General features: G+C 71.2%; 19 protein-coding genes and 2 tRNA genes. 16 read left to right on the top strand and 5 right to left on the bottom strand.

Annotated elements, in window-relative coordinates; translation table 11 throughout:
- Positions 1-9 precede the first annotated feature (9 nt).
- The 4 genes from DVH02_RS07275 to DVH02_RS07260 all read left to right on the top strand — a co-directional run bounded on the left by DVH02_RS07275 (position 10) and on the right by DVH02_RS07260 (position 3,540).
- Positions 10-2,160, top strand: a complete 2,151-nt coding sequence (locus DVH02_RS07275) for an ATP-dependent DNA helicase UvrD2 (protein ID WP_199566194.1) — start codon at positions 10-12, stop codon at positions 2,158-2,160.
- Positions 2,161-2,340: 180 nt separating this feature from the next.
- Complete coding sequence (locus tag DVH02_RS07270; RefSeq protein ID WP_199566192.1) at positions 2,341-2,679, top strand: hypothetical protein; 339 nt, start codon at positions 2,341-2,343, stop codon at positions 2,677-2,679.
- 172 nt (positions 2,680-2,851) lie between these two features.
- A complete protein-coding gene (locus DVH02_RS07265; protein WP_114622868.1) occupies positions 2,852-3,220 on the top strand; it encodes a WhiB family transcriptional regulator in 369 nt (122 codons plus the stop codon).
- Complete coding sequence (locus DVH02_RS07260; RefSeq protein WP_114622867.1) at positions 3,217-3,540, top strand: hypothetical protein; 324 nt, start codon at positions 3,217-3,219, stop codon at positions 3,538-3,540. The genes DVH02_RS07265 and DVH02_RS07260 overlap by 4 nt, the downstream gene beginning before the upstream one ends.
- Before the next feature lie 100 nt (positions 3,541-3,640).
- Here the strand turns inward: DVH02_RS07260 and DVH02_RS07255 are convergent, their stop codons facing one another.
- Positions 3,641-5,065: an ABC1 kinase family protein gene (locus tag DVH02_RS07255; protein ID WP_114622866.1), complete on the bottom strand. Its 1,425-nt coding sequence runs from the start codon at positions 5,063-5,065 to the stop codon at positions 3,641-3,643.
- A 56-nt stretch (positions 5,066-5,121) separates the two neighbouring features.
- Positions 5,122-6,270 carry a TOMM precursor leader peptide-binding protein gene (locus DVH02_RS07250; protein ID WP_114622865.1) on the bottom strand — a complete coding sequence of 383 codons (1,149 nt, stop codon included), beginning with the start codon at positions 6,268-6,270 and terminating at the stop codon, positions 5,122-5,124.
- A 184-nt stretch (positions 6,271-6,454) separates the two neighbouring features.
- Between DVH02_RS07250 and DVH02_RS07245 the strand changes: the two genes are divergently transcribed.
- The 4 genes from DVH02_RS07245 to DVH02_RS07230 all read left to right on the top strand — a co-directional run bounded on the left by DVH02_RS07245 (position 6,455) and on the right by DVH02_RS07230 (position 10,149).
- Positions 6,455-7,009 (top strand): M48 metallopeptidase family protein, encoded by a 555-nt coding sequence (locus DVH02_RS07245; protein WP_114622864.1) that lies wholly within the window; start codon positions 6,455-6,457, stop codon positions 7,007-7,009.
- Between the two features lie 108 nt (positions 7,010-7,117).
- Positions 7,118-8,680 (top strand): TerD family protein, encoded by a 1,563-nt coding sequence (locus DVH02_RS07240; protein WP_114622863.1) that lies wholly within the window; start codon positions 7,118-7,120, stop codon positions 8,678-8,680.
- A gap of 13 nt (positions 8,681-8,693) precedes the next feature.
- Entirely contained in the window at positions 8,694-9,374 is a 681-nt protein-coding gene (locus DVH02_RS07235) for an AIM24 family protein (RefSeq protein ID WP_114622862.1), read from the top strand.
- Positions 9,375-9,390: 16 nt separating this feature from the next.
- The gene (locus DVH02_RS07230; RefSeq protein ID WP_114622861.1) at positions 9,391-10,149 is read left to right on the top strand and encodes an AIM24 family protein; all 759 of its coding nucleotides are present in this window, start codon (positions 9,391-9,393) and stop codon (positions 10,147-10,149) included.
- A 73-nt stretch (positions 10,150-10,222) separates the two neighbouring features.
- Here the strand turns inward: DVH02_RS07230 and DVH02_RS07225 are convergent, their stop codons facing one another.
- Both DVH02_RS07225 and DVH02_RS07220 read right to left on the bottom strand, forming a co-directional pair.
- On the bottom strand, positions 10,223-10,750 hold the full coding sequence (locus tag DVH02_RS07225) for an NUDIX hydrolase (RefSeq protein ID WP_114622860.1): 528 nt from the start codon (positions 10,748-10,750) through the stop codon (positions 10,223-10,225).
- A complete protein-coding gene (locus DVH02_RS07220) occupies positions 10,747-12,234 on the bottom strand; it encodes a zinc-dependent metalloprotease (protein WP_114622859.1) in 1,488 nt (495 codons plus the stop codon). The genes DVH02_RS07225 and DVH02_RS07220 overlap by 4 nt, the downstream gene beginning before the upstream one ends.
- Before the next feature lie 314 nt (positions 12,235-12,548).
- Between DVH02_RS07220 and DVH02_RS07215 the strand changes: the two genes are divergently transcribed.
- From DVH02_RS07215 to DVH02_RS07200, 4 genes are all read left to right on the top strand, one after another.
- Positions 12,549-13,661, top strand: a complete 1,113-nt coding sequence (locus DVH02_RS07215) for an SDR family oxidoreductase (protein WP_114622858.1) — start codon at positions 12,549-12,551, stop codon at positions 13,659-13,661.
- A 142-nt stretch (positions 13,662-13,803) separates the two neighbouring features.
- On the top strand, positions 13,804-14,262 hold the full coding sequence (locus DVH02_RS07210) for a molybdenum cofactor biosynthesis protein MoaE (RefSeq protein WP_114622871.1): 459 nt from the start codon (positions 13,804-13,806) through the stop codon (positions 14,260-14,262).
- A gap of 230 nt (positions 14,263-14,492) precedes the next feature.
- Positions 14,493-14,672: a hypothetical protein gene (locus tag DVH02_RS35950; protein ID WP_114622857.1), complete on the top strand. Its 180-nt coding sequence runs from the start codon at positions 14,493-14,495 to the stop codon at positions 14,670-14,672.
- A gap of 181 nt (positions 14,673-14,853) precedes the next feature.
- A complete protein-coding gene (locus tag DVH02_RS07200; RefSeq protein ID WP_114622856.1) occupies positions 14,854-15,942 on the top strand; it encodes a YlbL family protein in 1,089 nt (362 codons plus the stop codon).
- A 137-nt stretch (positions 15,943-16,079) separates the two neighbouring features.
- Here the strand turns inward: DVH02_RS07200 and DVH02_RS07195 are convergent, their stop codons facing one another.
- Positions 16,080-16,643 (bottom strand): PPA1309 family protein, encoded by a 564-nt coding sequence (locus DVH02_RS07195; protein ID WP_199566191.1) that lies wholly within the window; start codon positions 16,641-16,643, stop codon positions 16,080-16,082.
- Between the two features lie 160 nt (positions 16,644-16,803).
- Here DVH02_RS07195 and DVH02_RS07190 point away from each other — a divergent pair, with 160 nt between their 5' ends.
- The 4 genes from DVH02_RS07190 (at position 16,804) to DVH02_RS07175 (ending at position 22,310) form a co-directional block, all read left to right on the top strand.
- On the top strand, positions 16,804-19,761 hold the full coding sequence (locus DVH02_RS07190; RefSeq protein WP_199566193.1) for a UPF0182 family membrane protein: 2,958 nt from the start codon (positions 16,804-16,806) through the stop codon (positions 19,759-19,761).
- Positions 19,762-19,804: 43 nt separating this feature from the next.
- A tRNA-Met gene (locus DVH02_RS07185) sits at positions 19,805-19,878 on the top strand.
- 195 nt (positions 19,879-20,073) lie between these two features.
- Positions 20,074-22,182, top strand: a complete 2,109-nt coding sequence (locus DVH02_RS07180) for a tetratricopeptide repeat protein (RefSeq protein WP_114622854.1) — start codon at positions 20,074-20,076, stop codon at positions 22,180-22,182.
- 54 nt (positions 22,183-22,236) lie between these two features.
- Positions 22,237-22,310: transfer RNA gene (locus DVH02_RS07175), tRNA-Met, on the top strand.
- The last annotated feature ends 28 nt before the right edge of the window (positions 22,311-22,338 follow it).

Raw genomic sequence — 22,338 nt, 5'->3', positions numbered from 1 at the left:
GGTCAGATCGTGACGCCGCCGCGCGACGCCGACGCGGTGCTCGACGGGCTCGACCCGGAGCAGCGCGAGGTGGCGACGGCGCTGCACGGGCCGGTGTGCGTGCTGGCGGGGGCCGGCACGGGCAAGACGCGCGCCATCACCCACCGGATCGCCTACGGGGTGCGGGCGGGGATACTCCAGCCGGGCAGCGTGCTGGCCGTCACGTTCACCAACCGCGCGGCGGGCGAGATGCGCGGGCGGCTGCGCCAGCTCGGCGCGGGCGGTGTCCAGGCGCGTACGTTCCACTCGGCGGCCCTGCGCCAGCTGCAGTTCTTCTGGCCGAAGGCGGTCGGCGGTGAGCTGCCGAGGCTGCTGGACCGGAAGGTCCAGCTGGTCGCGGAGGCCGCCGCCCGCTGCCGGATCCGGCTCGACCGCAATGAGCTGCGGGACGTGACCAGCGAGATCGAGTGGGCGAAGGTCACCCAGACGGTCCCGGCCGACTATCCGGCGGCCGTGGCCAAGTCGCTGCGCGAGGCACCCCGCGACCCGGCGGAGATCGGCCAGGTCTACGGGATGTACGAGCAGCTGAAGCGGGACCGCTCGGTCATCGACTTCGAGGATGTGCTGCTGCTGACGGTCGGCATCCTCCAGGACCGGCACGACATCGCCGACCACGTGCGCGGCCAGTACCAGCACTTCGTGGTGGACGAGTACCAGGACGTCAGCCCGCTCCAGCAGCGGCTGCTCGACCTGTGGCTGGGGGAGCGGGAGAGCCTGTGCGTCGTGGGCGACGCCAGTCAGACGATCTACTCGTTCACCGGAGCCACCCCGGACCACCTGCTGAACTTCCGCGCCCGGCACCCGAGCGCGACCGTCGTGAAGCTCGTCCGTGACTACCGGTCGACCCCCCAGGTCGTCCATCTGGCCAACGGCCTGCTGAACCAGGCCCGCGGCCGGGCCGCCGAGCACCGGCTGGAGCTGATCTCGCAGCGCGACCCGGGCCCCGAGCCGGTCTGCGCGGAGTACGCGGACGAGCCCGCCGAGGCCGAGGGCACCGCCCGCCGCGTCCGCGATCTGATCGCCGCGGGCGTCCCGGCCGGGGAGATTGCCATCCTCTACCGGATCAACGCGCAGTCGGAGGTCTACGAGCAGGCCCTGGCCGACGCGGGCGTGGCCTACCAGCTGCGGGGCGCCGAGCGGTTCTTCGAGCGCCAGGAGGTACGGGAAGCGGGCGCCGCGCTGCGGGGCGCCGCCCGCTTCGGGGGGAACGACGCGCTGCTCGACGATGTCGTGGAGCTGCCCTCCCAGGTGCGCGCGGTGCTCTCCACCAAGGGCTGGACCACCGAACCGCCGACGGGCTCGGGCGCCGTCCGGGACCGCTGGGAGTCGCTGGCCGCCCTGGTCAGGCTCGCCGAGGACTTCGTGCGGGCCAAGCCGACGGCCACGCTCGCCGATCTGGTGGCCGAGCTGGACGAGCGTGCCGCCGCGCAGCACGCGCCCACGGTGCAGGGCGTCACGCTCGCCTCGCTGCACGCGGCGAAGGGCCTGGAGTGGGACGCGGTGTTCCTGGTGGGGCTCACCGAGGGCATGATGCCGATCACCTACGCCAAGACCGACGAGCAGGTCGAGGAGGAGCGACGGCTCCTCTACGTGGGAGTGACCAGGGCCAGGCTCCATCTCACGCTGTCCTGGGCGCTCTCGCGCTCGCCGGGGGGCCGGGCCTCCCGGCGGCCCACCCGCTTCCTGAACGGGCTGCGGCCGGGCTCCACGGCCCCCGGCGCACGGGGTGCGGGGCCGGGCGCGGGAGGATCCGTCGAGCGCGGCGGGACCCTCCGGCGCAAGCAGCGCGGCCCCGCGCGCTGCCGGGTGTGCCGCAAGACGCTCACCGACGCGGGCGAGATGAAGCTCATGCGCTGCGAGGAGTGCCCGTCGGACATGGACGAGGCGCTGTACGAGCGGCTGCGCGACTGGCGCGCGGTCCAGGCGGAGCGGATCGGACAGCCCGCCTTCTGTGTGTTCACCGACAAGACGTTGATGGCGATCGCCGAGGCGGTGCCGGGCACCGAGGGGGAGCTGACCCGGATCTCCGGCGTCGGCGTTCGGAAACTTGACCGTTTCGGCGCGGATGTGCTGGCGATCTGTGCTGGTGAGGAGGTTGCCGGGGACGATACGGACAGCTGATGCGAACTCGACGAAAAAATAGTTTGCGCCCGCCCCGCGAATCCCCATAGGTTCTTAACCACGGAAACGGACGCTTCTCCGAAGCCCCTCTTCCGTGCTCTACTTATCTCAGCTGTACTTGTCCATATACGTACGACTGGCTCCGGCCGGTCTTCGAGACGCCGAGAGGAGGCGATTCCAGTGATCAGCATCAACACAGGCTTCACCAGCCCCGAGAAAATGACCGGTCTCTCTGTCGTCTCCGCCTGCTCGCTCGGCGCCTCCCGTTCCGAACTCATCGCCAGTGGACTGTCCGGCTCCATTGCCGCACGTCCGGTGAACTTGTCGGCTCTCCCCGTCCGGGAGCGCCCCGTCCTGGTGAGCGATGAGCGACCGACCGAGGCACCGGAAGCAGGAGTCGCGACGGCACAGGCCCTGGCCTATGCCTTTGCGGCGACCGGTGCCGAGGCGAAGAAGCAGACGAAGCATCACACGATGTGGGCCTTCCGTGGGCTCGAACCCTGGAGCGATCCAGCCTGATTCACCATCAGGCAGGCGCCTTCAGGGCCGCGGAACCCCACTCGGGATCCGCGGCCCTTTTGTTTGCCCCGAACGGGGCGGACGGGCAGAAGGGGCCTCCGGGCAAGCGACACCCGGTACCAGCAGACACCGGCCAACAGGCCGGACCGAACTAGACGAGGAAGACACCGCCGTGCAACTCGAAGCGCACGCCACGTCCGTACCGCCTTCCGAAACGAACGCCCCGCCCGTCCCCACGGAGGACTCCACCTTGACCCCCCTGACCGCGCTCACCGCGCTCGACGACGCCATCGAGAACCTGGGCGTACCCGTCCCGTGTCGTGCCTACGACCCGGAGGTCTTCTTCGCGGAGTCCCCGGCCGACGTCGAGTACGCCAAGGCCCTCTGCGGCACCTGCCCGCTGATCGAAGCCTGCCTCGCGGGCGCCAAGGAGCGGCGCGAGCCGTGGGGCGTCTGGGGCGGCGAGCTGTTCGTCCAGGGCGTGGTCGTCGCCCGGAAGCGTCCGCGTGGGCGTCCGCGCAAGAACCCGGTCGCGGCATGAACGTCTCCGGAACCATCGACCGTCCCTCCACGCACGATCCCCAGAAGCAGGCTCCGATGACCTCTTCCACGCGTGAGCCGTCAGGCTCCGCCACCCCCGTTGTCAGCACCATGGGCGCGAACGCGTCGCGCCAGAACAGGACCCGCGAGATGCAACTCATCCCAGAAGCCCTGGCTCGCGCGCATATGGACGAACGTATGCGGCAAGCCTCGGCGGAGAGCCGGGCCGTGCGCCTGGTCGCCGCCCGGCGCATGCAGCGCAGAGCCGAGCGCGTGTCGATGCGCGCCCGCCGTGCGCTCGCCATGGCCGTCATGCAGTAGCGGCAGGGGCGCCGTCGGCCCACCGCCGTCGGCCCACCGGTGTCACCACCACCGCTGTCGCACGGGGCCGGTCCACAAGGACCGGCCCCGTGCGGCTGTCTCAGACCTCCGCCTCGATCCCGGCCCCGTCGTCCGGGGCGGGCTTCGCGAGGAACCCGGGCAGCCACGACTCCAGCTCCTCCCGAAGCCCCACCGTCGCGTTCAGCTGGCACAGCACACCGATCGTGCTCAGCGTGACCCGGTGGATCAGCAGATACGACGGAGGCAGATTCAGCTGCTTGCCCAACTGGTGCGCGGGAGAGCGCGGATCGGCGATCCGGGTGGCCTGCTCGCGCATCCAGCTCCGGGTGAAGGTGAACTCCTCCACCGCCGTCGGCTCGATGATCGGCAGCAGATACTCCAGCACCGCGTCCGGGTCGAGATCGATGGACCCCTTGACGAAGCCCTCCTCGCACAGCCGGTCGTACACCGCCTGGGCGTCGCCCGCCAAGGCCGTCCGCAGGGCCTCCCCGATGATGTCCGGCAGCCCGCCCGGCAGCCGGTCCACCGTCCCGAAGTCCAGCACCCCGAGCCGGAACGCACCCGCACCGCCCTCCTCGCCCTCGGCCCCGACCTCGATACCAGCCCCGGACCCCCCGGCACCCGCCGCGGCGGGCAGCAGCCGGAAGTTCCCCGGATGCGGATCCGCGTGCAGCAGCCCCGTACGCGCCGGGCCCGAGAACAGGAACCGCGCCAGCAACTGCCCCGCCCGGTCCCGCTGCTCCCGCGTCCCCCCGGAGATCACCTCGGCCAGCGGCACGCCCTCCATCCACTCGGTGACCAGCACCTGCTCGCCCTGGTGCACGACCTCGGGCACCACCACATCCGGATCGTCCGCGAACTCCGCCGCGTGTGCCCGCTGCGCCTCGGCCTCCAGCGCGTAGTCCAGCTCCTCGGACACCCGGTCCCGCAACTCGGTGATCAGCGGCTTGATGTCCATCCCCGGAATCAGCGGCCCCAGCAGCCTCGCGAACCGGCTCAACTGGGTCAGATCCGAGAGCAGCGCCTCCCCGGCCCCCGGGTACTGCACCTTGACCGCCACCGCGCGCCCGTCGTGCCAGACGGCCCGGTGCACCTGCCCGATCGAAGCGGCCGCCGAGGGCTTGTCGTCGAACTCGACGAACAGCTCACGCCACTCCTCGCCCAGCCGCTCCACCAGCACCGCGTGCACCGTGCGCGTCGGCATCGGCGGGGCCGCCTCCTGGAGCTTGGTCAGCGCCGCCCGATACGGCCCGGCGATCTCCTCCGGCAGCGCGGACTCGAACACGGACAGCGCCTGCCCGAACTTCATGGCACCGCCCTTCAGCTCGCCGAGGACCTTGAACAACTGGTCGGCGGTGCGCTGCTGCAATTCCCGGGTGACGATCTCGGCGGACTTCCCGCCGATCCGCTTGCCCAGGCCCCAGGTGGCCCGGCCCGCGAAGCCCAACGGCAGCGTCGCCAACTTCGCGGTGCGGGTGACCGCCTTACGGGGAAGATCGGACATGAGCCCCTCCTCGGATGTGCAGCGACCAGTCCCAGACAGCAAAGCCGGTACGGCGGTTACCCCGCCATTGTGTCCTGCGCGGCCCCCGAGGCCGCGACGCGCACCCCTTCCTGTCTCCCCGAAGCGCCGCACGGGCACTCCGGATGAGGCGCGATCCGCTCCGCGTGCCACTCCAGCAACGGCAGCGACACCTCCCCCCGCACACCGGCGCTGGCCGGCAGCTCCCCGTCCAGGAACGACAGCGCGTGCGCCGCCGCCAGCCCCGCCACCGCGGTGGCCAGCCCCAGATCGCACGCCGGTACGGGCGTGGCCCGGCGACCCGAACCCCACTGCGCCCGCATCCTCGGCCACCCCGGATCACGCTCCGCGCGCGTCCGCGCGACACAGCCCGCGCACGCCGTGCCCCCGGGCAGCACCAGCGGACCGACCAGTCCCGTGGCCTCGATCACCCCCGCGTAGAGATGGGGCGTACCCGCGGCGATCCACGGCTCGGCGGTCCGCGGATCGGGCGCGTAGGCCGCGAGCCCGTCGCGCGGCGCGACGATCACCAGCGCGAGCCCCGGCTCCGCTCCCTCCCCGGACCGCGCCCGCTCCGCCGCGCCCGGTCCCCGGCCCGGCGCCGAGCGCCGGACCAGTCGGCCGGCCGCCGCGTCCCTGCGCTCCCCGACGGACTCCGGCGGCAGCCCGCCCGGCGCCACGTCCCCCTCCCGCACGCACCCGCCGTCCAGCACATCGACCTGCCCCACCCCGGAGGCGGCGAGTACCGCCGCGACCAGCGCCCCGACCCGTCCCGCACCTCTGACCTGCACCCGCATCGTCCGTCGCGCGGCCAGCAGCCGCATCCCCGCCCCTGGCTCCGCGTGGACGACGGAGAGCGAGGCGAGATCGGGACGCAGCCGCTCGACCGTCCCCGTCCGCCCGCGCAACGCCTCCGCCGCCGCGCCGCCCGCCCCCACGTCGTCGATCACCCCCGCCGCCGTCAGCCGCTCCACCAGCGCGTCCGCCCGCCCGTCCGGCAACCCCATCGCACGGGCCTCCTCCCGCAGCAGCGGTAGTCCGCGCGTCCCGTCCAGCAGCTCCAGGAAACTGCCCGTCGCCGTGTCCACAGGACCCACCAGCACCGCGTGCGCCGGGGCCACCCCGAACTGCACCGTCTGCCGCTCCCGCCAGGCACGCCGCAGCGCGGGCTTCACCATCGGATGCATGTCCGCCTCCCGTCGTCGATTTCCGCGTCCGTGGGTTCAGAATGCGGCTTCGCGCCGGACGGCGCGCAAAGTTATCCACAGGTACGGTCATTAGTCGTTCAAAATGAGGTACGTCATCGCATGGATCGAGAGGGAACCAATGCGGGGCAGGACTTCTCCCACGGCCAGCGGGTAACGTCATGGCGTGTCCGCCGATCCCGCCGCCCGCCGCTCGGCGACGAGCGCTGTCGAAGTCCGCAGAAGCGCCCGCCGCAGAAGAACGGTGTCGGCGTACCGCGAGGGCGACCGGACCATCGTGCTCATCCCCGCCAGGATGTCCGAGGCGGAGGAGCGGCGCTGGGTGACGGTGATGCTGGACAAGCTCGCCGCGCAGGAGAGCAAGCGTCTCCTCGGTGACGACGAGCTGACCGAGCGGGCCGAGCGGCTCTCCGCCCAGTACTTCGACGGCCGGGCCAGACCGCTCACCGTGCGCTGGGTCACCAACCAGAACACCCGCTGGGGCTCCTGCACCCCCGCCGAAGGCAGCATCCGGCTCTCGCACCGCCTCCAGGGCATGCCCGAGTACGTCGTCGACTACGTACTCGTCCACGAGCTGGCCCATCTGCTCGTGCCGGGGCACGGCCCGCGTTTCTGGGAGCTGCTGGAGTCCTACCCCCGCACCGAGCGGGCCCGCGGCTACCTCGAAGGCGTGGTGGCCGCCGAGCGGCTGCCGCAGCTGCCCGTCGTGCGGGAGGAATGAGCGTCCCGCGATCGGGTACCGAGTCCGTACCGGCTCGGGCCACTGTCACAGCGAACCATTAGCCTGGCGCGAAGGATTCATCTTCGGGACGGGGAACGGTCGTTACGTATGGCCAGGGAATTCCAGCGCGGCCACAAGGCCCGGGTCAGTGATCTCACTCAGGGAACGGATCTGTACGTCGGCGTACGGATCGACGCTCCCGGACTGACCTTCGACATCAGCTGTTTCGGTCTGGACGCCGAGGAACAGCTTTCGGACGACCGCTATTTCATCTTCTTCAACCAGCCGAAATCACCCGAGGAATCGATCCAGTTGCTGGGCGCCCAGGCCGGTGACACCGAGTCCTTCAGGGTGACGCTGGAGCGCGTCCCCGACTTCCTCCACAAGCTCTCCTTCACCGCGACCGTCGACGGCTCCGGGCAGATGTCCGACATCGGCCCCGGGTACATCCGGATCGTCGCGGGCGGGGAGGAAGTCGTCAGATACGCCTTCACCGGAGCGGAGTTCACCACCGAGCGCGCGGTGATGCTCGGTGACTTCTACCGCAAGGACGTCTGGCGGTTCGCCGCCGTCGGCCAGGGCTTCGACGGCGGGCTCGACGCCCTTCTCAAGAACTTCGGCGGCGAGGTCGCCGAGGAGGAGCCGTCGGTGCCCGAGCCGCGGGCCACCGGCCCGGTCCCGGGCTTCGCCCCGCCCGCGGGGCCCGCGCAGGGGCATGTACCGGCGCCCGCGCCCGCTCCTTCCTTCGGCGCCCCGGTCGCCGCGCCGGCCCCCGCCCCAGCACCCACGCCGGTACACGCCGCACCGACGATCGTGGCGCCGCTGTCCGTGCCGCAGGGCGCCGTACCGCCGCCCGCGCCGCCGCCCGCGCCCGCCCCGTACGGACAGTCGGTTCCGCCTCCGTACGGACAGGCCGCCCCCGCTCCCTTCGGACAGCCCGTCCCCGCGCCCTTCGGGCAGCAGCCGCCCGGCGCGCCCCAGGGGGTCCCGCAGGGGCCGCCGCCCGAAGGCGCCGGACTTCAGGCCGCCCTCCAGAAGTACCGGGAAGTACCCACCGGGCAGCGCTGGACCGCGCAGAACGGCCAGCTGGTCCGGGTCGATCTCGGCATGGACGGCAGCCCGGTCCTCGCCCGCCAGGGCAGCATGGTGATGTACCAGGGAAAGGTCGACTTCGGCTACAAGGGCGCCGGTTTCGCGGGCCGCGTCGTCGGCCATGTCACCGGCCAGGAGATGCAGCTCATGCGCTGCACCGGCAAGGGGCAGGTCTTCCTCGCGGAGGAGGGCGCGCATCTGCACCCCGTCGAACTCCAGGGCGACGGCATCTGTGTCTCCGCGGAGAACGTGCTGGCCTTCGACGAGAGCCTGCGGTACGAGGTCCGCCGCATCGACGGCCACGGCATCCCCGGCGGCGCCCTGTTCACCATGGTGTTCCAGGGCACCGGCACCGTCGTCGTCAAGACCCACGGCACCCCGGTGGTGCTGCCCGTGACCCCGACGACCTTCGCCGACTCCAACGCCGTCGTCGCCTGGTCGGCCGCGTCCCAGGTGATCGTCTCCAGTCAGGTCAGGCTGCGCCGCCACGCCTATCCCGGCCACAGCGGGGAGACCGTGAACCTCCAGTTCCGGGGCGCCCCCGGCAACTTCATCGTCGTCCAGCCGTACGAGGTCTGAGGGAGCCCTGACCATGAACCAGCAGCTCACGGGCTACGCCCCCACCCCCGTCGTGGCCCGGATGGAGAACCACGGCCGCGCCATGCTCAAGGTCGCGATGGCCACCGGCCAGGACCTGTTCGCCCGCACCGGCTCGATGGTCGCCTACGAGGGCTTCATCCAGTACGAGCCCAACCCGCCCGCCGTCCGCCAGATCGCCTCCCAGTGGGTGACCGGCGAGTCCACCCCGGTGATGAAGTGCTCCGGCGACGGACTGCTCTACCTCGCCGACTACGGCGCGGACGTCGTCGTGATCCACCTCGACGACGACGCGCTGTCCGTCAACGGCTCCAACCTGCTGGCCTTCGACGCGCACCTCCAGTGGGGCGTCGAACGGGTCAAGGGGCTGGCCAAATTCGCCGGTCAGGGGCTGTGGAACGTACGCGTCTCCGGGACCGGCTGGGTCGCCCTGACCTCGCGCGGAACCCCCGTCGTCGTGGACTGCGGCCGGGGCGAGGACGAGACCTATGTCGATCCCGACGCCCTCGTCGCCTGGTCGCCCGCCCTCAAGGTGAAGGGCAAGCGCAGCTTCAAGGCGTCCGCGCTGATCGGGCGCGGCAGCGGCGAGGCGTACCAGATGGCCTTCTCCGGCCAGGGCATCGTCGTCGTCCAGCCCAGCGAGGACAGCACCGACCGACTGCGGATCCAGGGCTGAGAGGAGCGAGAACACCATGCAGAGTCCGCTTTTCGCGTACACGGAGCAGCAGACCCAGGACCGTTACGCGGTACAGAATCCGCAGCTCCTGCGCGTCGCGCTGACCGGCCAGGACGATGTCCTCGCCCGCAAGGGCGCCATGGTCGCCTATCAGGGGCTGATCGACTTCGACGGTGAGTACGAGTCGCACAGCGGCCGGCTGACCCGCGCCCACACCGGTGAGGGGCTGGAGCTGATGCGCTGCTCGGGGCAGGGCACGGTCTATCTGGCCAACCTCGCCCAGTACATCCACGTAGTGGATGTCGAGCAGGACGGTATGACGGTCGACAGCGCCTACGTGCTGGCGCTGGACTCCACGCTGCACACCGAGGTCGTCGCGGTGGACAGCCAGTACGGGATCTCCGGCTCCGGCAAGTACCAGCTCGTCATCTCGGGCCGGGGCAAGGTCGCGCTGATGACCTCGGGACGACCGCTGATGATGCGGGTCACGCCGGACAGGTACATCAGCGCCGACGCCGACGCGGTCGTCGCCTGGTCCTCGGCCCTGCGCGTACAGATGCAGGCACAGACGCACTCCTCGGGCGTGCGGCGGCGGCGCGGCAACACCGGCGAGGGGTGGGAACTGAGCTTCCTGGGGGAGGGCTTCGCCCTCGTCCAGCCCAGCGAGGTCATGCCCCCGCAGAACGCGGCGACGGGGCAGGGGCTCGGCGCGCAGTACGGCATCGGCGGAAACGGGGCGCACGGCCAGAACCCGACCAATGACTGGGGCCGCTGACGGCGGCCGAACGGCGCGGGACGGGTGGGGGAGGGGCCCTTGTGCACGGCCCGCCCCCACCCGCCCGCGCCCCTCAGCCGGGCATCGCGGCCAGGGTGCGCTCCAGCAGCCGTACGACCGAGCCGTCGGCCACCCCGGCCACCTCGTCGTAACCGAACCAGCGCAGGTCGAGCGACTCCTCGCTGATCCTCTCCAGGGCGCCGTCCGGGGCCAGCGCCGCGTACTGCACATCCAGATGCCAGTGGCAGGGCGCCGGGATCGCGTGCCGGTCCAGCTGTACGGGCCCGCCCTCCAGCGGCCTCAGCCCCAGGATCCCGGACTCCTCCAGGGCCTCGCGCAGGGCCGCCCGCTCCAGCGTCCTGTCACCCGGCTCGCAGTGCCCGCCCATCTGGAGCCACATGCCGAGCTTCTTGTGCAGGGTCAGCAGCACCCGCTCCCGCGCCGGATCGATCACCAGCGCGCTGGCCGTCAGATGCCCGGCCGCGCACGACTTCCACATGGCGTCCCGATGGGACGCCAGATGGTCGAGATAGAGCCCGCGCAGCTCCGGCTGGCCCTCGTACTCCTTCAGGACGAGGACGGCGTCGTCGTGCAGACTCATTTGCCGGTGTCGTCCTTGCCGTCGGTGCCGTCGGTGTCGTCCTTGCCGTCCGTGCCGTTCCCGCCCTCTTCCTTACGCAGGTCGGGGCCGCCGTTCGCCGCCTCACCGAGCATCTTGTCCAGCTCGGAGAAGTCCGCCTGCTCGTGGTGGACGAAGCCGTCCGGGTCGTCCAGGTCGGAAGCCGTCGGCAGCATGTCCGGGTGCTCCCAGAGCCGGTCCCTGCCGTCGACCCCGCGCGCGTCCGTGAGCGAGGCCCACAGCCGCGAGGCGTCCCGCAGCCGGCGCGGGCGCAGCTGAAGCCCGATGAGAGTGGCGAAGGTCTGCTCGGCGGGACCGCCGGACGCCCGCCGCCTGCGCAGCGTCTCGCGCAGCGCGTCCGCCCCCGACAGCCTCGGCTTGGCGGCCTCGTGCACCACCGCGTCCACCCAGCCCTCGACCAGCGCGAGCGCCGTCTCCAGACGGGCCAGCGCCGCCTTCTGCTCCGGGGTGTCCTCCGGCTGGAACAGGCCCTGCTGGAGCGCTTCCTGAAGCTCCTCGGGATGCGACGGGTCGAACTGCCCGACGACGTCCTCCAGCTTGCTGGTGTCGACCTTGATGCCGCGCGCGTAGCCCTCGACCGCGCCGAACATGTGCGACCGCAGCCACGGCACATGGGCGAAGAGCCGCTGGTGGGCGGCCTCGCGCAGCGCCAGATACAGCCGGATCTCGTCCTTGGGCACCCCGAGGTCCTTGCTGAACGCCTCGACGTTCAGCGGCAGCAGCGCGGCCTTGCCTGCCGGGCCGAGCGGCAGCCCGATGTCCGTCGAGCCGACGACCTCGCCGGCCAGCACGCCCACGGCCTGCCCGATCTGCTGCCCGAACATGGCGCCTCCCATGGAGCGCATCATGCCGATCAGCGGTCCCGCCACGGACTGCATCTCCTCGGGCAGCACCTCGCCCATGGCGGTGCCCACGCGCTCGGCCACCGGGTCGACGAGCTGCTGCCACGCGGGCAGCGTCGCCTCGACCCACTCGGCGCGGCTCCACGCCACCGCCGTGTTCGCACCGGAGGGCAGGGAGGTCACCCCGTCCAGCCAGATGTCGGCGAGCCGAACCGCCTCCTCGACGGCGGAACGCTCGGCGGGGCCGATGCTCGCGTCCTTCGTGCCGTCGGGCGTGCCCTGCGCGACCGTCTGCCGGGCGATCTGCTTCGCCATGTCCCAGTTGACGGGACCGCCCTCGTAACTGAGCATCTGGCCCAGCTGCTGGAAGGCCGCGCCCAGGTCGTTGGGGTTCAGCGAACCGAACATCGCGGCGAACGGGTTGTCCCCGCCGCCGGGGCCGCCGGGGCCGCCCGCGCCCGGCAGCCCGAATCCCGCGAAGGGATTGCCGGGACCGCCCTGACCACCGGCACCCTGACCACCTCCGGCAGGGCCCTTCTTCTTGCCGTCGCCGTCCTCCGGCTCCTCCGGCGGAAGACCGAATCCGAATGGGGTGTCACTCACGGGGTTCCTCGGCTCGTAGGGCCACCGGCTTCCTGCCGGCGGCGGGCTGCCCGACTGCACCACCCAGCCTAAGCGGGACGGGCCGAGCGGGCCTGACTCGTGGGCCTCGGGCCGCCCGGCGGCTGTGCCCGGACCCTGCCTTCGACCCGTTTCGTCCCCCCGTTCCCCCGGTTTCACCGGCGGAAACGGCCTCGACACCCCGGTGGCTTCCGGGCTCGATGCTCCGTCGGCGGATCGCCTGCGGCAGGATGGACGTCACCTGGTACGTACGTGTCATTCACGTACGTATTGAAGACAACCGCTGGAGACGCCCGGTGAGTTCCCCAGATCCGCAGGTTCGCGCAGCGCGAAACCACTCGACCCCCACCCCGTCCCGCGGCCCCGTCGTCGCGGTGACCGGCGCCGCCACCGGCGTCGGTGACCTGCTCACCCGGCGCCTGGCCGCGTCGGAGGAGATCAAGCAGGTCATCGCCATCGACGAGCGCAGAGGCGAGGTCTCCGAGGCGCAGTGGCACATCCTCGACGTCCGCGACCCGGCCATCGCGGACAAGCTGCGCGGCGTGGACGTGGTGGTGCACCTGGCGCTCGACCTCGACCTGGAGACCGACGCCGCCGCCCGCACCGCCTACAACGTCCGCGGCACACAGACGGTGCTCACGGCCGCGGCGGCCGCAGGGGTGCACCGGGTGGTGCTCTGCACCTCGGCCATGGTCTACGGCGCGCTGCCGGACAACGACATCCCGCTCTCCGAGGACGCGGAGCTGCGCGCCACGGCCGAGGCCACCGGCGTGGGCGACCTCCTGGAGATCGAGCGCCTGGGCCGCCGCGCGCCGCGCGCGCACCCGGGCCTCAACGTGACGGTCGTACGGCCCGCCGTCCTCGTCGGCGGTACGGACACCGCCCTCACCCGCTACTTCGAGTCGCCGAGGCTGCTCGTCGTCGCGGGATCGCGCCCCACCTGGCAGTTCTGCCACATCGAGGACCTGGTCAGCGCGCTGGAGTACGCCGCGCTCGAAAAGGCCGAGGGCGAGTTCGCGGTCGGCTGCGACGGCTGGCTGGAGCAGGAGGAGGTCGAGGAGCTGAGCGGTATCCGCCGGATGGAGCTGCCCTCGGCGGTGGCGCTGGGCGCCGCCGCGCGGCTGCACCGGATCGGCCTGACGCCCTCGCCCGCCGGGGACCTCGCCTACACGATGCACCCCTGGGTGGTCAGCGTCAGCAGGCTGCACGACGCGGGCTGGCGCCCCCGGTGGACGAACGAGGAGGTGCTCGCCGCCCTCCTTGAGGAGGTCGAGGGCCGCCACACCGTCGCGGGCCGCAGGCTCGGCCGCAAGGACGCCACGGCCGCGGGCGCGGCGGGCGCGACGGTGGCGCTGCTCGGCACGGCGGCGCTCGTGCGCCGGGCCCGCAAGGCGCGGCGCAGGCTGTAGGGCCTCTCGTTTGGATCGTGCCGGGCTCGCGAGCCCGGCACCCCGCTCCCTCATCCCGCCTGATCCAAACGAAAGACCCCAGCCGAGGCGGCGGCGACGGTGGATGTCCGCGCGGTGCGCGCCGTACGGCACGATGGACCCCATGGCGAGCAGGCACCCCCATCCGGGCGAACAGGCGGCACAGGATCCCATCCGGCTGCTGGCGATCCGCGAGACCCCGCTGAGCGTGGACGAGGTCTTCCGCGCGGTCGGCGACGACGCGGCGGGCGGCACCGTTCTCTTCGTCGGCACGGTGCGTGATCATGACGGGGGCGCGGACGTCGCCGGTCTCGGCTACTCGTGCCATCCGTCGGCGGAGGCCGAGCTGCGCCGGGTCGCGGAGAGGGTCGTCGCCGGTCATACGGTGCGCGCGCTGGCGGCCGTCCACCGTGTGGGGGATCTGTCGGTGGGAGATCTGGCGGTGGTGGTCGCGGTCTCCTGCGCGCACCGGGGCGAGGCGTTCGAGGCGTGCAGGAGGCTGATCGACGACCTCAAGAGCGAGGTCCCGATCTGGAAGCACCAGAAGTTCTCCGACGGCACAGAGGAATGGGTGGGTGTGTAGCGCCTCCTTGAGGGGTGGCGGTCGGGTGACGGGTGGGTGTGTAGCGCCTCTTTGAGAGGGCGTGTACCGCCTTTCGGCGCAATCTGAGGCCGCGTCAGTGTTCTCACAGCACCCGTACGGCCCGATTTGCGTAACCGCATCCCGGACAGCAGCGTTGGTTCAGCAGATGGTTAATCTGCTGATCGGTCAGTCGTAGACCTCAGCAGACACGCATGAGTCGGGAGGTTGGCATGGCCGCACTTGCTTGGTTGCTGATTCCGCTTTTCGCTGTCGTCGGCGCGGCGATATGGGGGAGCTGGGCCGCACGGGACCGCACCACCGGGGACATAGCCGAGCTGAACGGTTATGCCCGGTTCCGTGACGCGATGGAGAGGGCTGTTCCGGGGGCTCCCGGGTCCGATCCGGTCTGATCCCGTCCCACCGTCGCATCTGACGCGTTCGCGTCAGTATGCCCCCGCGCCTCGACGCCGTCGTGTCACCGTGTCACCGGACGAGGCCGCCGCGACCCCTGCCGCGCGGCCCCGTGCGGACCGTCCCCGTACGGCCCGGCCCCCAAGGTGCACTGACAGACCCTTCCCGTACTGTCGTTCCATGCCACGCCGCACCGCGACGATGCTCGCCTCCACGCTCCTCCTCATCGCGCTGCTCTGCGCGGGAGTGCTGATCAAGGTCCCGTACGCGGAGATGAGTCCCGGGCCCACGGTGAACACCCTCGGTGACGCCGGTGGCGAGCCGGTGCTGCAGATCTCCGATCGCAAGACCTACCCGACGTCGGGCCATCTCAATATGACGACGGTCAGAGTCACCGGGGCGGACTACAACATGAACATCGTGGAAGCGGTCTACGGCTGGCTCGCTCACGACAACATCGTCGTACCGCACGACACCCTGTATCCGGACGGCAAGACGGAGGAGCAGTCCACCCAGGAGAACGCCGAGGAGTTCAGCCAGTCCCAGGAGAGCGCCAAGGTCGCGGCCCTGCGGCAGCTCGGCATCCCGGTCTCCTCGCGCACCATCGTGGCCTCCGTGCTCAAGGACAGCCCCTCCGAGGGGACCCTGCACGCCGGTGACGTGATCAAGGCCGTGGACGGTACGGCGGTGAAGGCGCCGGCGGACGTCGCGAAGCTCGTCACCAAGCACAAGCCGGGCGAGGACGTCGTGTTCACCATCGTCCCCGTCAAGGACGCGAAGGCGGCGGAGAAGGCGCACAAGGAGCCCACCGTCACCGATAAGGTCACGATCACCACGAAGAAGTCGGACGAGGGCGACCGGGCCGTGGTCGGCATCCAGGCCGGCACGGATCACACGTTCCCGTTCAACGTGGACATCAAGCTGGCCGACGTGGGTGGTCCGAGCGCCGGGCTGATGTTCTCCCTCGGCATCGTCGACAAGCTCACCCCCCGCTCTCTCACCGGCGGCAAGTTCATCGCGGGTACGGGCACGATCGACGACGAGGGCAAGGTCGGCCCCATCGGCGGCATCGGGATGAAGCTGGTCGGCGCGCGCAAGGCCGGCGCCGAGTACTTCCTCACCCCGGACCAGAACTGTGCCACGGCCGCCTCGGACATCCCGGCCGGGCTCACCCTGGTCAGGGTGAAGACCCTCGCGGACGCCGAGAAGTCCCTGGAGAGGATCAGCGCCGGGAAGACGTCCGGCCTGCCGAGCTGCTCGGCGAGCTGACCCGGACCGGGCCCGCGGGCCCGCCTCTCTGGATCGTGCCGGGCCCGCGGGCCCGGCACGATCCAGAGAGGCCCCGGCGCCGGAATGGTGCCTCCGGGCGCCCGCGCCCAGGGGCACGGGCGCCCGGAGGCCGTGGGTCATGCCTCGAAGGTGGCGGCGAGCGCGTCGGCCAGCCCCGGGACCAGCCCCGAGCCGGTGAGGACCTCGTTCGGCGAGTCCTTCTCGCGCAGCCGCAGCGCCGACTCCCGGGCGCCGTCCCGCAGCACGGCGACGGTCATGCGCACCTCCTGGCGCTCCGGGTGGGCCGAGACCCACTGGGCGAGGGCGGCCTCGTCGAGACCGTCCGGTACGGACGCCTCCGCCGACGGCGGCAGCATCAGCCGCTCGACGGTCATCGCGCAGCCTGCCACCGCCCCGGGCCAGGCGATGGTGCCGAGGAACTCGTCCAGCGGGGTGCCGGACGGGATCTCGTCCTGTTCGACGGGGGTGAGCGGCGCGACGGCGCTGTCGTCGCCGTCGAGCCCGAGCTGGACCGCCAGCTCCGGTTCGTCGGCGCGCAGCCGCGTGGTGTCGACGAGCGCGAAGAGCCGGGCGGGCTGATCCCAGCCGAGCCCCGAGGCGTACTCGTCGATTTCGAGCACCGCGCGGGTCAGCGGGCTCGCGGCCATGGGTGTGCCTGATGAGGGAGAAACATTGGACATGGCCAATATCCTGCCTCCTTCGGACCCGGGTGCGGGAACTAGGTAAAGCGTCAGTAAGTTGCATGAGTGGGCTCTACGATCGCGGAGCCCGCTTGGGACACCGAATGACCCGCTGAAACACACGACCGCGAACTTCGAGGTGCGCACGTTGGCTTTCCAGATGCCGGACCGCGGCGGAGGCCCGACAGGGCCACGGATCAGAGTGGGCCGGCCATCCCGTCGGGCCCGGACCTTGCTCATGACGTTGGGCGTGCTGGCCGTGCTGGCCATGCTCTTCATCATGTTCGCGGGGTTCTGGACCGACTGGCTCTGGTACCGCTCGGTGAAGTACTCATCGGTTTTCACCACCACGCTCTGGACCAAGATCGGTCTGTTCGCGGTCTTCGGGCTGCTGATGGCGGCTGCCGTCGGGGTGAACATCTGGCTGGCGCACCGGCTCAGGCCGCCGCTGAGCGCGATGTCGATGGAGCAGCAGAACCTCGACCGGTACCGGATGGGCATCGCCCCGTACAAGAAGTGGGTGCTGCTGGCGATCACCGCCCTGATCGGGCTGATCGCCGGAGCCTCCGCCGCCGGTCAGTGGCGCACGTGGCTGATGTGGGTGAACGGGGTGCCCTTCGGGCAGAAGGACCCCCAGTTCAAGATGGACGTGTCGTTCTACGCGTTCGATCTGCCCTGGTACCGCTTCCTGCTGGCCTTCGGCTTCGCGGCGGCCGTGCTGTCGCTGATCGCCGCCGCGGTGACCCACTATCTGTACGGAGGGCTCCGCGTCACCAGCCCGGGTGCGCGCGCGACGGCGGCGGCCACCGGCCATCTGTCGGTGCTGCTGGGCGTCTTCGTCTCGTTCAAGGCCGTGGCGTACTGGCTCGACCGGTACGGCCTGGCCGTGAAGTCCAGCGACTTCAAGGCGGCGGGCAACTGGACCGGTCTGCGGTACGTCGACGCCAACGCCTATCTTCCGGCCAAGACGATCCTCTTCTGCATCGCCGTCATCTGCGCCGTGCTGTTCTTCGCGACGCTCTGGCGCCGCACCTGGCAGCTGCCGATGATCGGCTTCGGTCTGATGGTGCTGTCGGCGATCCTCATCGGCGGCCTGTACCCCGGCATCGTGCAGAAGTTCCAGGTCCAGCCGAACGAGCAGGCCAAGGAAGCGCCGTACATCAAGAAGAACATCGACGCCACGCGTGAGGCGTACGGCATCAACACCGCCGATGTGCAGGACTACGGCGGCAAGGGCGACCCGGCGAAGAAGGCCGAGCAGCGCAAGGCCGCCGACTCCGCCGCCAGCTACCGGCTGGTGGACCCCAATGTGGTCTCGCCCGCGTTCCAGCAGCTTCAGCAGGAACGTAAGTACTACCAGTTCCCCGCCACGCTGGACGTCGACCGGTACAAGGACGCCGACGGAAAGCCGCAGGACACGGTGGTCGGTCTGCGTGAGCTGAACATCACCGGTATCCCGAAGCGGAACTGGATCAACGATCACTTCACCTACACGCACGGATACGGCCTGATCGCCTCCAAGGGAACCAACACGGTGACCGACGAGAACGAGGGCACCGTGGGCGCTCCGGACTTCACGGAGTCGGGCCTGCCGACGACCGGACAGCTCGACGGCAAGTACGAGCAGCGCGTCTATTACGGCGAGAAGACCGAGCAGTACTCGATCGTCGGTGGTCCGCAGAAGGAGCTGGACTACGAGAAGAACGGCGAGCGGACGACGAGCTACAAGGGCAACAGCGGCGTCGACCTCTCCAACCCGCTGAACCGCGCGGCGTACGCCGTGGCGTTCAGCGAGCCGCAGATGCTCTACTCCGGCGCCATCGGCGACGGCTCGCGGATCCTCTACAACCGCACGCCCAAGGACCGCGTCGAGGCCGTCGCGCCCTGGCTGACCATCGACGGCGACGCCTACCCGGCCGTGGTCGACGGCCGCATCCAGTGGATCGTGGACACGTACACCACGAGCAACGGATACCCGTACGCGTCGCGGACGACCCTGGGCGACACCACGGCGGATTCGCTGACGGACAGTCAGCGCGCGGTCGTGGCGCAGCAGAACCAGGTCAACTACATCCGCAACTCGGTGAAGGCGACCGTCGACGCGTACGACGGCACGGTCAAGCTGTACCAGTGGGACACCAAGGACCCGGTCCTCAAGACCTGGATGAAGGCGTTCCCCGGCACGGTGCAGCCCAAGAGCGCCATCGACGACGATCTGATGGCTCATCTGCGCTACCCGCAGGACATGTTCAAGGTGCAGCGCGAACTGCTGACCCGCTACCACGTCACGGACGCCGCGCAGTTCTACAGCGGCAGTGACGCGTGGCAGGTGCCGGACGACCCGACCACCAAGGAGAGCAACTCCGTCCCGCCGTACTACCTGAGCCTGAAGATGCCGGGGCAGGACGAGCAGAAGTTCTCCCTGACCACCACCTTCACGCCCAACGGGCGCCCCAACCTGGGGGCGTTCATGGCGGTGGACGCGGATGCCACCAGCGGGGACTACGGCAAGATCAGAGTCCTGAGAGTGACCTCCACGGTCCAAGGGCCGCAGCAGGTGCAGAGCGAGCTGAACGGTGTGCCGGAGGTCGCCGAGTTCGTCAGGAACCTCAGAGGCACCGACTCGGACATCGAGTACGGCAACCTGCTGACGGTGCCGCTCGACGGGGGCTTCCTGTACATCGAGCCGGTGTACGCGCGAGGCGGCAGCGCCAACTACCCGCTGCTGAAGAAGGTGGCCGTCTCCTATGGAGGCAAGCCGGTCTTCAAGGACAGTCTTCCGGAGGCGCTGAACGCGGTGTTCGGTGCCGAGAGCGAGGAAGAGCCGACGAAGCCGCCGACCGGGGACACCACCAAACCGCCGGCCACCGGCGGCAAGGCGCTCCAACAGGCCATCTCGGACGCCCAGAAGGCGTACGAGGAAGGCGAGGCGGCGCTGAAGAAGCAGGACTGGACGGCGTACGGCAAGGCCCAGAAGGACCTTCAGGACGCCCTCCAGCGGGCCGCTGACGCGGACTCGGGCGGCGGCTCCGGCTCGGGCTCCGGCTCGGGGTCGGGCGGCGGCTCCGGCTCGGGGTCGGGCTCCGGCTCGGACTCAGGGGGCGGCGACAGCAGCTGAGCAGGGCTCCACCCCGCGCCGTGGTACGGTTGGGACACAACGGCGCGGGGTGGAGCAGCTCGGTAGCTCGCTGGGCTCATAACCCAGAGGTCGCAGGTTCAAATCCTGTCCCCGCTACTAGAAAGGCAAGGGCCCGGATCCTTCAAGGATCCGGGCCCTTGCCATGTGCCCGATACGAACTGCGTTTCAGGTCGGGTGAGTTGGGCCCGCGCGTGTTTGACTTATCTCTCTGTGGGCATGTCGACAAAACGCTGAAGTGACCTTGGTTGGTCGCGATATACCAGCTGTACGCGCGTGGCAGGTGGTGCGACGATGGAAAATATGGGGGATAGGGCAACTCTGTTGGAGACAGGGCGGTTTGTGCGGCGACACGACGAGAGCGCTGACAGCGCTGCCGGCACCGTCGGCACGGAAGACACCGCCGACGCCGAGGCGCGCCACCGGCGTGCCGCCGACGCCGGCGACACCGCGTCGATGAGCGTCCTCGGCGCACTGCTGCTGCGCCGGGGCGATCTCGACGCCGCCGAGCCGTACCTGCGTGCGGCCACCGCCGAGGGCGAGCGCGCGGCCGCCAACAACCTCGGCGTCCTGCTGTACCAGCGCGGCTATGTGGACGAGGCGTCCGGCTGGTGGCGCATCGCCGCCGTGGCCGGATCCGCGCCGGCCGCCCACGCGCTGGGCCGGCACTACCGGGAGCTGGGGGACGAGCCCGCCGCCGAGTACTGGCTGCGCCAGTCCGCCGAACAGGGCCACGCCCTCGGCGCGTACGCCCTCGCCGACCTCCTGGAGCACCGCAGCGACGTCGGCGCCGAGCGCTGGCTGCGCGCCGCCGCCGAACAGGGCCACCGCGAGGCGGCGTACCGGCTGGCCCGCGCGCTGGAACGGCGGGCCCGCGAGGCGGCGCGCTCCGGGGCCGACGTGGTCTACAACAGCGGTACGGGACCGCTCGCCTCGGGCCGTATCCGGCGGGGCGCACTGGCGGAGCGCCCCATGGACACCGGCGCGGGCTTCAGCACGGGCACGGGCATCGGGTTCGGCACCGGCGCGGGCTTCAGGGCGCACACCGACACCGGCACCGGCTTCCGTACCGGCCCGGACACCGGCACCGGCTTCCGCACCGGCCCCGACACCGGCACCGGCTTCCGCACCGGCACGGGCGGCGCGGCGGGCGCGGGAGGGGCCCCGGCGGGCGGCACGGCCACCGGGCCCACGCTCATCGCCGAAGCCGCCCAGTGGTACCGCCAGGCCGCCGCACGGGGGCATCGCAGGGCCGCGCTGTACCTCGGCGCGATCCTGGAGAAGCGCGGCGAACTCAAGGAGGCGGGCCGCTGGTACCTCTCCTCCGCCAGGGACGGCGAGTCCCGGGCCGCCTGCGCCCTCGGCTTCCTGCTGCGCGACGCGGGCGACGAGGAGAGCGCCGCCGTCTGGTGGCTGCGCGCCGCCCAGGAGGGCGACGGGAACGCCGCCAACGCCCTCGGCGCGCTGCACGCCGCGCGCGGCGAGCAGCAGACCGCCGAGCGCTGGTACCGGGCCGCGATGGACGCGGGCGACGTCAACGGCGCGTACAACCTCGGGCTGCTCTGCGCCGCCCAGGACCGCACGGCCCAGGCCGAGCAGTGGTACCGGCGCGCCGCCTACGCGGGCCACCGCGAGGCGGCCAACGCCCTCGCCGTCCTGCTCCTCCAGGCCGACGACCCGACGGGCGCCGAGCCCTGGTTCTCCAAGGCGGCGGAGGCGGGCAGCGTGGACGCCGCGTTCAACCTGGGGATCCTGTACGCGGGACGGGACGACGACGCCACTGCCCTGGTCTGGTACGAGCGCGCCGCGGCGGCGGGGCACACCGAGGCCGCCCTCCAGGTCGGCATCGCCTGCCTGCGCGACGGCGACGACCGCTCGGCCGAGCGCTATCTGCGCTGCGCGGCGGGGGGCGGCAGCGCCGAGGCGGCCTTCCGGCTGGCGACCGTGCTCGACTCGCGCCAGCCGCCGCCGGGGCCGCCCGCGCTCGGTGAACCGCACACGGTGAAGAGCGAGTGCGAGCAGTGGTACGAGCGCGCCGCCCAGCAGGGGCACCGGCGCGCCCAGGTGCGGGTCGGCATGCTGGCCGCCGCGCGCGGCGACAACGGCGACGCGGCCCGCTGGTACCGGGAGGCGGCCGAGGCGGGCAGCCGCAACGGCGCCTTCAACCTCGGGCTCCTGCTCGCGCGTGAGGGCGGTGAGCGGGAGGCCGCCCTGTGGTGGACCCGCGCCGCCCAGGCCGGGCACGGCAGGGCCGCGCTGAGGCTGGCGCTGCTCGCCGCCCGCAGGGGGGAGCTGACCGAGGGGCAGCGCTGGTGCGCGCGCGCCGTGGAGCTGGGCCCCGCCGAGGTGGCGGAGCGGGCCGCCAGGCTGCGCGAGGCGCTGCACCAGGAGCTGACCGCCTGACCGTCCTACGGATTTGCGCTGGTCGGTGGCGCGACGTAATGTTGCGTTCAGCGGCGCGGGGTGGAGCAGCTCGGTAGCTCGCTGGGCTCATAACCCAGAGGTCGCAGGTTCAAATCCTGTCCCCGCTACTGAAACCGAAGGCCCGGATCCTTTAAA

The organism is Streptomyces corynorhini (assembly GCF_003346515.1).
GTDB lineage: Bacteria > Actinomycetota > Actinomycetes > Streptomycetales > Streptomycetaceae > Streptomyces > Streptomyces corynorhini.
Note: the sequence above shows the minus strand (reverse complement) of the source record. Positions and strands in the feature narration are given on the sequence as shown.

Coding starts and splice junctions, on each gene's coding strand:
- DVH02_RS35950 (WP_114622857.1), top strand. CDS start 14,493: ATGGCCGCACTTGCTTGGTTGCTGATTCCGCTTTTCGCTGTCGTCGGC.
- DVH02_RS07260 (WP_114622867.1), top strand. CDS start 3,217: ATGAACGTCTCCGGAACCATCGACCGTCCCTCCACGCACGATCCCCAG.
- DVH02_RS07230 (WP_114622861.1), top strand. CDS start 9,391: ATGCAGAGTCCGCTTTTCGCGTACACGGAGCAGCAGACCCAGGACCGT.
- DVH02_RS07225 (WP_114622860.1), bottom strand. CDS start 10,750: ATGAGTCTGCACGACGACGCCGTCCTCGTCCTGAAGGAGTACGAGGGC.
- DVH02_RS07210 (WP_114622871.1), top strand. CDS start 13,804: ATGGCGAGCAGGCACCCCCATCCGGGCGAACAGGCGGCACAGGATCCC.
- DVH02_RS07235 (WP_114622862.1), top strand. CDS start 8,694: ATGAACCAGCAGCTCACGGGCTACGCCCCCACCCCCGTCGTGGCCCGG.
- DVH02_RS07200 (WP_114622856.1), top strand. CDS start 14,854: ATGCCACGCCGCACCGCGACGATGCTCGCCTCCACGCTCCTCCTCATC.
- DVH02_RS07180 (WP_114622854.1), top strand. CDS start 20,074: ATGGAAAATATGGGGGATAGGGCAACTCTGTTGGAGACAGGGCGGTTT.
- DVH02_RS07240 (WP_114622863.1), top strand. CDS start 7,118: ATGGCCAGGGAATTCCAGCGCGGCCACAAGGCCCGGGTCAGTGATCTC.
- DVH02_RS07195 (WP_199566191.1), bottom strand. CDS start 16,643: ATGTCCAATGTTTCTCCCTCATCAGGCACACCCATGGCCGCGAGCCCG.
- DVH02_RS07250 (WP_114622865.1), bottom strand. CDS start 6,270: ATGCATCCGATGGTGAAGCCCGCGCTGCGGCGTGCCTGGCGGGAGCGG.
- DVH02_RS07190 (WP_199566193.1), top strand. CDS start 16,804: ATGCCGGACCGCGGCGGAGGCCCGACAGGGCCACGGATCAGAGTGGGC.
- DVH02_RS07255 (WP_114622866.1), bottom strand. CDS start 5,065: ATGTCCGATCTTCCCCGTAAGGCGGTCACCCGCACCGCGAAGTTGGCG.